Annotated in this window: 11 protein-coding genes; 1 reads left to right on the top strand and 10 read right to left on the bottom strand. The window is 57.1% G+C overall.

From position 1 onward, the window contains the following. Window positions 1-16 precede the first annotated feature (16 nt). The 4 genes from AC0IM9_RS05005 to AC0IM9_RS04990 all read right to left on the bottom strand — a co-directional run bounded on the left by AC0IM9_RS05005 (window position 17) and on the right by AC0IM9_RS04990 (window position 3,454). The gene (locus AC0IM9_RS05005) at window positions 17-700 is read right to left on the bottom strand and encodes a TSCPD domain-containing protein (protein WP_140914161.1); all 684 of its coding nucleotides are present in this window, start codon (window positions 698-700) and stop codon (window positions 17-19) included. 61 nt (window positions 701-761) lie between these two features. After that, window positions 762-1,010: a DUF2442 domain-containing protein gene (locus tag AC0IM9_RS05000; protein ID WP_140914160.1), complete on the bottom strand. Its 249-nt coding sequence runs from the start codon at window positions 1,008-1,010 to the stop codon at window positions 762-764. A gap of 3 nt (window positions 1,011-1,013) precedes the next feature. Then, window positions 1,014-1,283 carry a DUF4160 domain-containing protein gene (locus AC0IM9_RS04995; protein ID WP_140914159.1) on the bottom strand — a complete coding sequence of 90 codons (270 nt, stop codon included), beginning with the start codon at window positions 1,281-1,283 and terminating at the stop codon, window positions 1,014-1,016. A gap of 20 nt (window positions 1,284-1,303) precedes the next feature. Continuing rightward, complete coding sequence (locus tag AC0IM9_RS04990; protein WP_482803273.1) at window positions 1,304-3,454, bottom strand: adenosylcobalamin-dependent ribonucleoside-diphosphate reductase; 2,151 nt, start codon at window positions 3,452-3,454, stop codon at window positions 1,304-1,306. Between the two features lie 405 nt (window positions 3,455-3,859). On the opposite strand from AC0IM9_RS04990, the gene AC0IM9_RS04985 reads away from it, so the two are divergent. Continuing rightward, the gene (locus AC0IM9_RS04985; protein WP_140914157.1) at window positions 3,860-4,177 is read left to right on the top strand and encodes a hypothetical protein; all 318 of its coding nucleotides are present in this window, start codon (window positions 3,860-3,862) and stop codon (window positions 4,175-4,177) included. Window positions 4,178-4,213: 36 nt separating this feature from the next. Here the strand turns inward: AC0IM9_RS04985 and AC0IM9_RS04980 are convergent, their stop codons facing one another. The 6 genes from AC0IM9_RS04980 to AC0IM9_RS04955 all read right to left on the bottom strand — a co-directional run bounded on the left by AC0IM9_RS04980 (window position 4,214) and on the right by AC0IM9_RS04955 (window position 12,762). Continuing rightward, on the bottom strand, window positions 4,214-8,434 hold the full coding sequence (locus AC0IM9_RS04980; protein WP_482803272.1) for a DEAD/DEAH box helicase: 4,221 nt from the start codon (window positions 8,432-8,434) through the stop codon (window positions 4,214-4,216). A 127-nt stretch (window positions 8,435-8,561) separates the two neighbouring features. Beyond that, complete coding sequence (gene sucD / locus AC0IM9_RS04975; RefSeq protein ID WP_140914155.1) at window positions 8,562-9,449, bottom strand: succinate--CoA ligase subunit alpha; 888 nt, start codon at window positions 9,447-9,449, stop codon at window positions 8,562-8,564. Between the two features lie 9 nt (window positions 9,450-9,458). Further along, window positions 9,459-10,640: a malate--CoA ligase subunit beta gene (locus AC0IM9_RS04970; protein WP_140914154.1), complete on the bottom strand. Its 1,182-nt coding sequence runs from the start codon at window positions 10,638-10,640 to the stop codon at window positions 9,459-9,461. A 127-nt stretch (window positions 10,641-10,767) separates the two neighbouring features. Next, window positions 10,768-11,721 (bottom strand): HpcH/HpaI aldolase/citrate lyase family protein, encoded by a 954-nt coding sequence (locus tag AC0IM9_RS04965; protein ID WP_140914153.1) that lies wholly within the window; start codon window positions 11,719-11,721, stop codon window positions 10,768-10,770. A gap of 389 nt (window positions 11,722-12,110) precedes the next feature. After that, window positions 12,111-12,599, bottom strand: a complete 489-nt coding sequence (locus tag AC0IM9_RS04960) for a hypothetical protein (protein ID WP_140914152.1) — start codon at window positions 12,597-12,599, stop codon at window positions 12,111-12,113. A gap of 25 nt (window positions 12,600-12,624) precedes the next feature. After that, window positions 12,625-12,762 (bottom strand): Ig-like domain-containing domain, encoded by a 138-nt coding sequence (locus AC0IM9_RS04955; RefSeq protein WP_482803317.1) that lies wholly within the window; start codon window positions 12,760-12,762, stop codon window positions 12,625-12,627. Between the last annotated feature and the right edge of the window lie 2 nt (window positions 12,763-12,764).

Genomic DNA, 12,764 nt, shown 5'->3' with positions numbered 1-12,764 from the left:
ACATCAGGCGAAATTATTAACCACACTTCGACTCCCCACAATTCAAACAAGTCATACACCCATCCATCAACACCATCGCCTTGGTCGAACACTTCACGCATAACACCGCCTTTTCCGGAAACGCCTGGGCATCCGACTCACCATGCGCGGCTTCGAATTCCCGGCGTTTTTCGGCCAAAAACTGCTTTTGATGATCGGTCATTTTTTCCGGCTTGATCATGCCGATGTGCTTCATGTGCGATTCGATCGCCGAACCGATTTCCGCCACCAAGGACGGCATGAACACGCCGCCTTTTTTGAAGTAGCCACCGCGCGGGTCGAACACCGCTTTCATTTCTTCCACCAAGAACGTGGCGTCGCCGCCTTTCCGGAACACGGCCGAGATCACCCGGGTCAAGGCCAGTACCCATTGGAAATGCTCCATGTTTTTGGAGTTGATGAAGATTTCGTAGGGCCGACGTTCTTCGTGGGCGGTGCCTTGGTTGAGGATCATGTCGTTGATCGTGATGTACAAGGCGTGCTCGGACTGCGGAGTTTTGATTTTGTAAGTCGAGCCCAACAAGACTTCCGGCCGCTCGACGTTTTCGTGCATCGACTCCAGCGAAGGTTTTTCGGCTTCCGCTTGTTGCACCGCTTCCGCGCTGTCTTTGCTCAGCACTTTGTAGCCGACGATTTTTTTGTTGATTTTGTGTAGGGTCATCTCGTTTACCTAAAAAGGTTGTCGACTCGCCTGTGTAACGAGCCGTGTATGTTCTTAAAAATTAGGAGGCGTTTGCCCGTTTTACCGAATCGAGGTAGAGCGTATCCGGGCAAATATCCTGCTCGTGCGGCCAGACTACCGTGCCGTCGACCACTGCGGCGCGTTTGAAATACTGCCTGTCGCTCAATTCCTTGAATACGCCGAAATCCAACAAGGGTGTGCAGTCGTAAACGCCCTGGCTACCGTCGGTGAATTCCAGCATTAACGAGTAATCGTCGCCGGCTTGTACCGATTTGACTCTCGGGTTCATGGCTTACCTCAACGGTTCGATTTTATAGGGTTGCTCGCCGGTAACAGCCAATTGCCAATCGGCCATCAGTTCGTCCTTATGCAGTTCGATCCAAGCCTGCAGCAATTTCATTTGGGCTTTGGGGATCTCGCCTTCCAGAACTTCACCTTCGGGAATCGCGACTACGACTTCGCAGTCTTGGTATTTGGCATGGATATGCGGCAGTTTGTGCTGCTTGTTATCCAGAAAATACATGTAGACGATGATGCCGTAAAACATTGAAATCGCTGGCATGGCAAATCTCCCAAGACGAATCAAAACTTCCCGTAATACCCTTCCTTCAACGCATCGAACAAATTGGCCGCGGTGTGAATTTCGCCGTCGTATTCCACTTCGTCGTTGCCTTTGAATTCCACGACGTGGCCGTCTTCCAGCGTGAATTGGTAGGTGGTGTTTTCCAGATCCGATTCCTTGACCAGCACGCCCTGGAACACTTCCGGGTTGAAGCGGAAGGTGGTGCAGCCTTTCAGGCCTTGCTCGTAAGCGTATTCGTAAATCGACTTGAAATCTTCGTACGGGTAGTCGGTCGGCACGTTGGCGGTTTTCGAGATCGACGAGTCGATCCAGCGTTGGGCGGAGGCCTGGATGTCGACGTGTTGTTTCGGGCTGATATCGTCGGCGGCAATGAAATAATCCGGCAGTTTTTGTTTCGGGTCGTCGCTGTAAGGCATCGCGTCCGGGTTGACCAGATGGCGGTAGGCCAGCAGTTCGAACGAGAACACGTCGATCTTTTCCTTGGACTTTTTACCCTCGCGGATCACGTTGCGCGAATAATGGTGGGCAAAGCTGGGCTCGATGCCGTTGCTGGCGTTGTTGGCCAAGGACAAGGAAATGGTGCCGGTTGGGGCGATCGAGCTGTGGTGGGTAAAGCGACAGCCGACATCGGCCAGTTCCGCCACCAACTCCGGCTCTTCCTGGGCGACTTTCTGCATGTAACGGCTGTACTTGGCGTGCAAAACCCGGCCCGGCACCTGGTCGCCGAGTTTGTAGCCGTCGGCTTTCATTTCCGGGCGTTTGTGCAGCATTTCGCCGGTCACTTCGAACATCTGCTCCATGATCGGCGCCGGGCCTTTTTCCTTGGCCAGCTCCAGGCCGGTGCGCCAGCCTTCCAAAGCCAGTTCCTTGGTGACTTGCTCGGTAAAGGCCAGCGAATCGGCATCGCCGTATTTCATGCCCAGCATGGTGATGGTCGAACCCAAGCCTAAGTAGCCCATGCCGTGGCGGCGCTTACTGGTGATTTCGTCGCGCTGTTTTTCCAGCGGCAAGCCGTTGATTTCCACCACGTTGTCCAGCATGCGGGTAAAGATGCGGATGGTCTTGCGGTAATCGTCCCAATCGAATTTAGCTTCCTTGCCGAACGGTTGGTGGACGAAGCGGGTCAGATTGATCGAACCGAGCAGGCAGGAGCCGTAAGGCGGCAACGGCTGTTCGCCGCAGGGATTGGTGGCACGGATGTGCTCGCAGAACCAGTTGTTGTTCATCTCGTTGACCTTGTCGATCAGAATGAAACCCGGTTCGGCGTAATCGTAGGTGGAGGACATGATGATGTCCCACAGGCGGCGCGCCGGCATCACTTTGGTAATGCGGCAGGCCACCAGGCCGGCTTCGTTGACCACGTAGCCTTTTTTATTGGGCAGATCGCGCCAGATGATTTTGCTGGTGTCGGTCAAATCCAGTTTGTCGGCATTGGCTTCGCGCTCGGTGACCGGGAACGACAACGGCCACTGGCCGTTGTTTTTGACGGCTTCGACGAATTCGCTGGTAATCAATAGCGACAGGTTGAACTGGCGCAAACGGCCGTCTTCGCGCTTGGCGCGGATGAAGTCGACCACGTCCGGATGGGCGACGTCGAAGGTCGCCATTTGCGCGCCGCGGCGGCCGCCGGCGGACGACACGGTAAAGCACATCTTGTCGTAGATATCCATGAACGACAGCGGGCCGGAGGTGTAGGCGCCGGCGCCGGAGACGTAAGCGTCGCGCGGCCGCAGAGTCGAAAACTCATAGCCGATGCCGCAACCGGCTTTCAGGGTCAGGCCGGCTTCGTGGACTTTACGCAAGATGTCGTCCATCGAGTCTTCGATGATGCCGGACACGGTGCAGTTAATCGTGGAGGTCGCCGGTTTATGCTCCAGCGCGCCGGCGTTGGAAACGATACGGCCGGCCGGAATCACGCCCTTGCGCAAGGCCCACAGGAATTCTTTGTAATGCTTTTCCTGCAAGGCTTTGGTTTTCTCCACACTGGACAAGGCCTTGGCCACCCGCTTGTAGGTATCGTCGATGGTGTCGTCGATGGCGCGGCCGTCCTTGGTCTTCAAACGGTACTTGCTGTCCCAGATGTCCAGCGAAGCGCTTTGCAGCGGAATATCGGTATCGTTTGACGTCACAACATGAAGTTTTGCGGTCATTCGTAGCTTCCCTTGTTATTTTTGAGTTGATTACGGAACGGTGTTGCCGGCTGGGCCGGTACGCCGGAATGTTCGATGCGGCAAGCGGTGCGGCATAAATGATGCCCGCTCAATGCATACTGGATATAGTGCTTTGTAAAAATACTAGCACAATATATTGTGTTGACCACGGATTTTTTTACTAGTGATTCGCTACTTTCTTACTTGTTTTTTTAACTCAACGGTTTAGCGAAAACTGTTAATTCGGCAGGCTACAATTGCCGGCGGTTGGCGGCGGCGGCGGGTTAAGGCGGGGTTAATAAATCCGGCTAAAATGCGGATACCGGTGCAGTATCTCTAACGCGCCGGACAGCCACCCTGCGGCATCAGCGGCGGTGGGACAAACCTATTTTCGAAGAGGCGAACATGAACAACTTTACTAAAGCCGGCCTGCTGGCCGCTATGGCGCTTTGCCAAACCGCCTGGGCCGGGGTCGATATGCCGCGCGTCGACCGCCGCCAGGAAATCCAGGAACAACGTATCGAGCAAGGTATCGAGTCCGGCGAGTTGACCCGGCGCGAAGCCAACCGCCTGGAGCATCAACAGATGCGGATCGAACGTCAGGAAAACGCGGCTCAGGCCGACGGCGTTGTCACGCCGGCAGAGCGGGCCCGGCTGAATCACCAGCAAAACAAGGCCAGCCGCAACATCGCCCGCAAAAAACACAATCTACGCCAACCATGAGCGCTCGGAAAATCCGGCTGCGGCCGGATTTTCGTGTTAAGCGTCCCCTTTCATCAAACTCAGCAATTCGTCCGCCGAGACTTTGCCGCTGACGTCGGCGCCGTCCAGCAGGCTATCGGCCAGATCGCGTTTGTGGCTATGCAAGGCGACGATTTTTTCCTCGATGGTCTGCTTGGCAATCATCCGGTAGATCGTCACCGGCCGCTGCTGGCCCATGCGGTGGGCGCGGTCGGAAGCCTGGTCTTCCACGGCCGGGTTCCACCACGGGTCCATGTGGATCACGTAGTCGGCGGCGGTCAGGTTCAAACCGACGCCGCCGGCTTTCAGGCTGATCAAAAACAATTCGCCGTTGCCGCGCTGAAAGGCATCCACCCGTTGCTGGCGTTCTTTGGCCGGGGTGCTGCCGTCCAGATATTGGTAAGCGATGCCGCGCTGCTCGACGTATTCCTTGATCAATTGCAGATGGTCGACGAACTGGCTGAACACCAGCGCTTTGTGCTTGTTCTCCAGCAATTCGTCGACAATATCGCCGAAGGCCGCCAATTTACTGCTGGGCAAAGCCACCCCGGAATTGACCAGGCGGGTATTGCAGCAACTGCGTCGCAGCTTGCTGATTGCGGCCAGAATCTGCAATTGTTTTTGCCCGGCCGGCGTCTCGGCAGTGGCCAAGGCTTCCAGCGTTTGCCGGCGTAGCGCTTCGTAAAACGCCATTTCTTCCGCGCTGAGTTCGACGTAAACCGGTATCTCGGTCCGCGGCGGCAATTCCTGCAACACCTGGGTTTTGGTGCGGCGCAGGATGAAAGGCTGGATCAGTTTCTTCAACCGGTAGCGAGCTTCGGGGTTGGCATCGCGCTCGATCGGCCCGGCGAATTGGCGGTTGAATTGTTCCAGCGAGCCCAACAAGCCGGGGTTGATGAAACGGAACAGGTTCCACAATTCGCCCAAATGGTTTTCCAACGGGGTGCCGGTCATGATCATTTTGAAATCGGCCTGCAAATTCATCGCCCCTTGCGAGCGGCGGGTGGCAATATTTTTGATCCATTGCGCCTCGTCCAGAATCACGGTCCGGAACCGGATCTGGGCCAGTATCTCCGCCACGGTTTCCTGCTGCAGCAAGCCGTAACTGCAAATCAGCAGATCGTAAGGCCCCAGGCTTTCTATCACACCCTGGCGGTCGCCGCCGGCCAGGATTTGCGGGTTCAAGGTCGGGGCGAAGCGGCGCGCCTCGTTTTCCCAATTCATGCAAACCGAAGTCGGCGCGACGATCAGGCTGGGCCCGTCCGGCGCCCGCGCCAACAACAAGGCCAAGCCCTGCACGGTTTTGCCCAGGCCCATGTCGTCGGCCAGACAAGCGCCGACGCCCCAATGCGCCAGCCGCGCCAGCCAGCGAAAGCCGGCGGTCTGGTAGTCGCGCAGCTCGGCTTGGAAGGTCGACGGCAGTTGCGGCTGGTAGTCGCGCGAGTCTTTCAGCCGTTGCAACTGGTTCTGCCAATGCTGGTCGGCCTGAAATCCAGCCTCGTCCTGCCAGTCTTCCAGCGTCAATGCCGCCAACGGATTAAGCCGGACTTTCTTGCCGGTCAAATCGGCGTAAGCCTTTAAATCTTCCAGCCGGCGGCGGAATTCTTCGGTCAGTGCAAAAAACTGGCCGTCTTTCAATTTGAGGAAGCGGCCCTGGCGCTCGTCCAACAAACCCAGCAATTGGCGGATTTCGACTACGGTATTGTCGTCGACCCGCAATTCGCCCTGGACGCTGAACCAGTCGTTATCGCGTCTGACTTGCACGCTCAACCCGGTGCCCACCGTCTGTCCGAGCAGCTTGAATTTGACGCCTTCCGGCCACTCCAGAATCGCCACCCCTTCGTTCAACCCCTGCAATTGCAGCAATAATTCCAGGCACTGTTCGACCTGCTCCAACAAATATTCGCCGGCAGCGTCTTGTTCGGCCATGCTCAGCACCGGACAAGCTTGCAACAGGTCGGCTGCGCGCCGCTTTTCCAAGGCCAAGTCGCGCACGGCCTGCACCGGACGGCCGTCCAGCTCGGCCAGCACGCTCTCGCCGCCGTGACCCGGACGGTAGTAGGCGCCGCCGTCGGCCAAGGGCCGAATCAAAACCGCCACCCGCAAGCCTTCACCCAGCGGCAGGAGATGCACCCGCGGCGTACTGTCGGCGGCAACCTGCTCGGCGTTAGCGGAGCTGCCGCCGATATCGGAATGTACGGTCAACACGCCGGAAATCGCCGTCAGGGCCTGCAACACCCGTTCTTGCGCCGAAGCCGGCGCTTCGAGGCCGTTTGGGCCGAGGACGCCGTGAATTTTATGGTGCTCGGCGCTGAATTCGATCACCCGCAATCGGGTCGGGGTTTCCTTGCCGACATGAAATTTCTGCTCGTAACCGGGTTGCGGTTCCAGCGTGATCTTGATTTTGCCGCCGCCGTCCAGTTTCTTAACCCGCAACTCGGCATCGCCTTTCAAGACTTCCACTTTGGCGTCCGGCGTATCGGCCCAAAACAATAGCGGGTGGCCGATCAAGGCTTGCGGCATGCCGCTGTCGAAATCGAAGAACGTGGTACCGCCGTACCAGCCGCTATCCCGGTATTCCTTGATGTGGGAGCACAGTTTCAAGTCCTGTTCGGTCAAATAATCGAACTGGTCGGTTTCCTGCGCCAGCCGCTTCAAGGCCACCGCCCGGCCCTTGCTCCAACCGCCCTTGGCTTGCAACTTTTGTTCGCGCGGCTCGATCCGCACCCGATGGCCTTGCTCGTCGTAGGCCAACAGCCAGACCAATCGGGTCGGTTTGTCCACGGCGGGCGCACTGGCATTCTTTTTATCGGCCACCGGGAGATTTGCCAGCGCATCCAGCGCCACTTCCCAATCGGCACGACTGGCGAATAGATCGCTCAAAACCGGACGGCCTTGCAGAAACTCGCTATCCCATTGCTTGGAACGCGGCGGCTCGATGACTTTGAACACGGTTGCCAACTCGGCGGCCGGCCAGCGGTAGCCGTTATCCTGCAGGTGCCGGTACAGTTTCTGGGTCAGCGGATCGACTCGTTGGAAATGGTCGGCTTTGACCCAAAACTTGACCAGCAACGACATCAGGGGCAATAGCAGCGGCGGCGTGTGTAAGGTCTCCGGTAACCCGCTGTCGCGATAACCGTCGCCGATTTTGTAGGGCGGCTCGGGCGCCAGCAATTGGCTGCGCAGCTGCAGTTCGCCTTGCAGGAAGCGGTTGAACAAGGCCAGATCGTGGTAAACGCCGATCCAGTAACCGTCGCCCTTGATCGCTTGGTTCAGCAGCGTACCCAACTTGGCGCGCTGTTTGGCATCATTGTGCTTCAGAATCGCCAATGGATAAAACACGCCGGCCAGACCGTAGAAATAGGCGTTGCGCTGACCGGCCAGCTTGCGCTGCGCCGCCAGCGCGGCATCGTAGAGTTTGACGGCTTCGGCATAGTCGCCGCGCAGAAAAGCCAGCGCCGCGGCCAGCGCCTGCAATTCGGGATCGGCTGCGCCGCAAGTCCGAGTCGCCACCGTTTCCCAGTCGCCGCGCAGCAATTGCAACTCCAGACCGATCCGATTCAGAAACCCGAGGCCTTCGCCGTTATCGGCGAACATCAAACTCGCCAGCAATTCGTCGAGTTTCGGATCGGCATAAAGGTACAGCAGCTGATGCATTCCGGCGTAAGCGGCTAAGCCGACCAACAATTGCGGATGGTTTTTGCTGAACCAGGCGCTATCCAACGGATTCAAAAACCAGGACAGATACAACTCATTGGCCGGCGGCAACTTGCCCAGATAGCGCTCGCCGCTTTCCAGGCATTCGTCAACCTTGCGATAGTCGCCGCGGTAAAACTGCAAGCGCGCATCGCGGATACAATCCTCGACGCTGCCGTAACGGTAGTAGCCAATACCGGGCGGATTGGCCGCCAACACGGCCGACGCATAGCGTTTGAATTCGCCGGCATCGACCATTTGCCTGGCGATGACTTCCACCAAAGTCCGGCAACAACGGCTACCGCCGGATTTGGCGTTTTCGTCGATCAGCCCCAATTTCAATAGCGGCTTCAGGCGGCTTTTGACGACATCGGACTTCAATGCTTTACCGGCTTCCTTGATGCCCAAGGCGGCCAGACATTTGGCCAGATTGGTCGGTGAACTGTAACCGTAATACAGGGCCAGCAGCTTCATGATGGTCTGCTGGTCGGCGGTCAGCGATTGGTAAGCTTTGAGGCGCTCTACTAAACGTGCGGATTGCATGATACGACGGAAAACACAAACTAACGATAGTAACAGCTTGCCGCGACGGGATGAAGCCGGGATAACGCGCAGGACAAAAAAAAGCCCGCTTAGCGGGCTTTCTCTCTTAAGTGCCGGACTGCTCGGCTTAGAGCTTGGCCAGCACTCTGGCCACGGTTTCACCCATCGCGGCGGGCGTCGGCGCGATAGTGACGCCGAGTTCTTGCAACATTTCGACTTTTTCCGCCGCCGATTCGCCGGACGCCGAAATGATCGCGCCGGCATGACCCATGCGCCGGCCTTTGGGTGCAGTCAAACCGGCAATGTAGGCTACCACCGGTTTGCTCATGTTTTCCTTGGCAAACACGCCGGCTTCGACTTCCTGCGGTCCGCCGATCTCGCCGATCATCATGACCACTTTGGTTTCCGGGTCCTGCTCGAAACGCTCGAAAATGTCGCGATGCGAGCTGCCGTTGATCGGGTCGCCGCCGATGCCGACCGAGGTCGACACGCCGATGCCCAGCCGCTTCATCTGATCGGCAGCCTCGTAACCCAAGGTACCGGACCGGCCGACGATACCGACGTTGCCCGGCATGTAGATGTGGCCCGGCATAATGCCCAGCATCGACTTACCGGGGCTGATGGTGCCGGCGCAGTTAGGACCGGTCAGCACCATGCGCTTTTCTTTCGGAAACCGGCTCAGGAAGATTTTGACTTTCATCATATCCTGGGTCGGGATGCCGTCGGTGATCGCCACGCAGTATTTAATCCCGGCTTCGGCCGCTTCCATGATCGAATCGGCCGCGTAAGCCGGCGGCACGAAGACGATACTGGCTTCGGCGCCGGCTTGGTCGACGGCTTCCTTGACGGTATTGAATACCGGCCGGTCCAGATGTTTCTGGCCGCCTTTGCCGGGGGTAATGCCGCCGACCACGTTGGAACCGTAGTTGATCATGTCCTGAGCGTGAAAGGTACCGATCTTGCCGGTAAAGCCCTGGACGATGATACGAGTGGATTTATCGATAAAAATTGCCATGTTGTTTCCTTATCCTAGGGCCGCGACGACTTGGTTACGGGCTGCAACCGCCTTCTCGGCGGCTTCCGCCAAAGTGTCGGCAGTGATGATCGGTAAGCCGCTGTCTTCGATGATTTTGCGGCCCAACTCGACGTTGGTACCGGACAGGCGTACCACCAGCGGCACTTTCATATCGATGTTTTTCACGGCCTGCACCACGCCTTCGGCAATCCAGTCGCAACGGTTGATACCGGCGAAGATGTTGACCAGCATGGCTTTAACGTTTTTGTCTTGCAATACCATGCGGAAGGCTTTTTCGGTCCGTTCCGCGGACGCGCCGCCGCCGACGTCCAAAAAGTTGGCCGGCTCGCCGCCCGCCAGCTTGATCATGTCCATCGTCGCCATCGCCAAGCCGGCGCCGTTGATCATGCAGCCGATGTCGCCGTCCAGGCCGACATAGCTCAAGCCGCGGTCGGCCGCGGCCATTTCCCGCGGGTCTTCCTGAGTTTTGTCGCGCAATTCGGAAATTTTTTGGCGGCGGAACAAGGCGTTGTCGTCGAAGCCCATTTTCGCGTCCAGGGCGATGATGTCGCCGTGTCCGGTCACGACCAACGGGTTGATCTCGACCATGTTGGCGTCCAGGTCGCGCATGGCGCGGTAGCAACCTTGAATCAGTTTAACCGCGTGCGGCACCTGGTCGGCATCCAGGCCCAGCGCGAACGCCATTTCCCGCGCCTGAAAATCCTGCAAGCCGACCGCCGGCTCGATGTGGATTTTTTTGATCGCATCGGGGTTGGTCTCGGCCAGTTCTTCGATTTCCATACCGCCTTGCGCCGAGCCGACCATGACGATTTTTTCGTGAGCGCGGTCGATCAGCAAGCTGAAATACAACTCTTTGGCGATGTCGGTGCCGGCTTCGACGTACAGGCGCAAACATTGTTTGCCGGCCGGCCCGGTTTGGTGAGTGACCAGGCGTTTACCCAACAAGGCGTTGGCGGCGTCGCTGACTTCCTCGTGGGTTTTGCAGACTTTGATGCCGCCGGCTTTGCCGCGGGCGCCGGAATGAATCTGGGCCTTGACCACCCAGACATGGCCGCCGATTTCGCGTGCGCGTTGCACGGCGTCCTCCGGGCTGTAGGCCAAGCCGCCGTCGGCGATCTTTACACCGTATTCGGACAGCAATTGTTTTGCTTGGTACTCATGAATGTCCATGGGTTCTCTCGTGGAATTGGAAAATGTAGGTTGGGTTTACCCTTCGGGCATAAAAGCGAAGCGTAACCCAACATTAAAAGCCGTCGTGTTGGGTTACGCCTATCGGCTAACCCAACCTACATGTTTTTTATTGGCTTTTCGCGGCGATCGCCTCGGCCATGCGCACGATGTTGTTGGCCATGCGCTCGGAGGCGGCGTCGATCAGGCGACCGTCCAGTGCGGCGGCGCCTTTGCCTTGGGCGGCGGCTTCCTTTAAAGCTTCCAGAATGCGTTTGGCTTTTTCGACTTCGGCCGGCGGCGGGGTGAAGACTTCATTGGCCAAGGCAATTTGCGACGGGTGAATCGCCCATTTGCCTTCGCAGCCCAGCGCGGCGGCACGGCGGGCACCGGCTTTGTAACCTTCCGGGTCTTTGATATCGCCGAACGGGCCGTCGATCGGCCGTAAACCGTAAGCACGGCATGCCACCGTCATCCGGCTGATCGCGAAATGCCATTGGTCGCCCGGGTAATCCGGATTCAAACCGCCGATGTTGACGGTGCGAGCCCGGTTGCTGGCGGCATAATCGGCCACACCGAAATGCAAGGCCTCCAGCCGACCGCCGATCGAGCCCTGTTTGGCGATGTCTTCGACGTTGGCCATGCCCAATGCGGTTTCGATCAAGGCTTCGATGCCTATCTTGTTTTTCAGCCCTTGCTGCATTTCCAATTGATTCAGCATCGCTTCGACCATGTAGACATCGCCGTAAACGCCGACTTTCGGGACCAGCAAGGTTTTGATCTTGCTACCGGCCTGTTCGACCAGATCGACCACGTCGCGCACCATATATTGGGTATCGAGGCCGTTGATCCGCACCGACAGCGTGATGCCGTGGCCTTCCCAGTCCAGATCGTTGATGGCCTGGATCACGTTTTTACGGGCTTGCAATTTGTCATCCGGCGCTACCGCATCTTCCAGATCCAAAAAGATGTAGTCCACACCGCTTTTCAGGGCTTTTTCGAACATATCCGGATTGGAACCCGGCACAGCCAGTTCGCAACGTTGTACACGTTGAACATTGGCTTGGTAAAGAGTGTGGCTCATGAATGCTTTTCCTAAGGGTCTGAGAGTGTACGGCCGAATCAGCCGGGGCAAGTTGGCTAAAAATAGCCGGTCATTTTACTTTCGGGACCGTTAATGTCAATGTTTCCGGGCGCTTACGCGGCCATGAAAACTCAGTCCTGGCTTTAGAAGCCTAATCATGAAACGGATTTTGTCTCAATTTAACGTCGTAATCTAACGACAAACTGACTGGACGTATTTGGATTTCTGCGGAGGGCGCATGGAAAGTTGTTTTGCAGGAATAAGATAGTTTTGAACAATCAAGAAACATCACAAGTGTACAGGCCGCACATTCTGTCGGCCGCAGAAGAAAAATCGGGAATCCGCAACAATGGCCAACGCAAAATAAGGAAGGCCGCGGAACCAGGAATTTAACGAGTCTTGGCCTGTTCCGCCAACTTAGCCTTGCCGATTTGCAACATTTTTTCCTTATACTCAGGCAACATCGCTTTAAATTCGTTTTGAACCGCGTTTCGTTCCTGCTGATTGCCAAGGCTATTATCGAATCGCTCGATATCACGTTGAGCCGAATTCTCAATTGATTTGGCCTCCTCGGACAAGACCCTCAATTCACTTCGACTCGGTATGTCGGTCGGCTGTGTCGACGGCGACGGGGGGAGGAGCGGTCTTTCGCCCGAACCATCGCCTGAACCCGCGTTTTTCAGTTGAGCTGTTTCGTTAGCTTTCTCAGACCGGGCTTTTTCAGACGTAACAGCCCCCTCTTCGCCGGAACAGCCAACCAAGGTTGCGGAACTTCCACCCAATACCGCCACAATGGCTAAGCTCTTGACCAGTTGCATAATCGGCGAATAACTTCCCCGCCGCAGCCGGATCGAATGACCAGCGAGCTCCCGAAACATATTTACATTCCGTTCTGGTTGCATCTTATTGCACCCCCGTCGTAAATGTCCAATAGGTCCAGCCAATTCCGTTCCCGGCCTGGTCGGTCAAGCTTGCCCAGTTGGAGATGTAAACCCGGTATTGCCGGCTCGCCGTCAATGCCACGCTCGGCGTCAGTGTCACCG

The organism is Methylomonas sp. Uni0011 (assembly GCF_056850255.1).
Note: the sequence above shows the minus strand (reverse complement) of the source record. Positions and strands in the feature narration are given on the sequence as shown.

What these genes read in the sequence shown, in the direction of transcription:
- sucD (WP_140914155.1), bottom strand. Translation starts at nt 9,449, where the DNA reads ATGGCAATTTTTATCGATAAATCCACTCGTATCATCGTCCAGGGCTTT.
- AC0IM9_RS05005 (WP_140914161.1), bottom strand. Translation starts at nt 700, where the DNA reads ATGACCCTACACAAAATCAACAAAAAAATCGTCGGCTACAAAGTGCTG.
- AC0IM9_RS04985 (WP_140914157.1), top strand. Translation starts at nt 3,860, where the DNA reads ATGAACAACTTTACTAAAGCCGGCCTGCTGGCCGCTATGGCGCTTTGC.
- AC0IM9_RS04965 (WP_140914153.1), bottom strand. Translation starts at nt 11,721, where the DNA reads ATGAGCCACACTCTTTACCAAGCCAATGTTCAACGTGTACAACGTTGC.
- AC0IM9_RS04990 (WP_482803273.1), bottom strand. Translation starts at nt 3,454, where the DNA reads ATGACCGCAAAACTTCATGTTGTGACGTCAAACGATACCGATATTCCG.
- AC0IM9_RS05000 (WP_140914160.1), bottom strand. Translation starts at nt 1,010, where the DNA reads ATGAACCCGAGAGTCAAATCGGTACAAGCCGGCGACGATTACTCGTTA.
- AC0IM9_RS04980 (WP_482803272.1), bottom strand. Translation starts at nt 8,434, where the DNA reads ATGCAATCCGCACGTTTAGTAGAGCGCCTCAAAGCTTACCAATCGCTG.
- AC0IM9_RS04995 (WP_140914159.1), bottom strand. Translation starts at nt 1,283, where the DNA reads ATGCCAGCGATTTCAATGTTTTACGGCATCATCGTCTACATGTATTTT.
- AC0IM9_RS04960 (WP_140914152.1), bottom strand. Translation starts at nt 12,599, where the DNA reads ATGTTTCGGGAGCTCGCTGGTCATTCGATCCGGCTGCGGCGGGGAAGT.
- AC0IM9_RS04970 (WP_140914154.1), bottom strand. Translation starts at nt 10,640, where the DNA reads ATGGACATTCATGAGTACCAAGCAAAACAATTGCTGTCCGAATACGGT.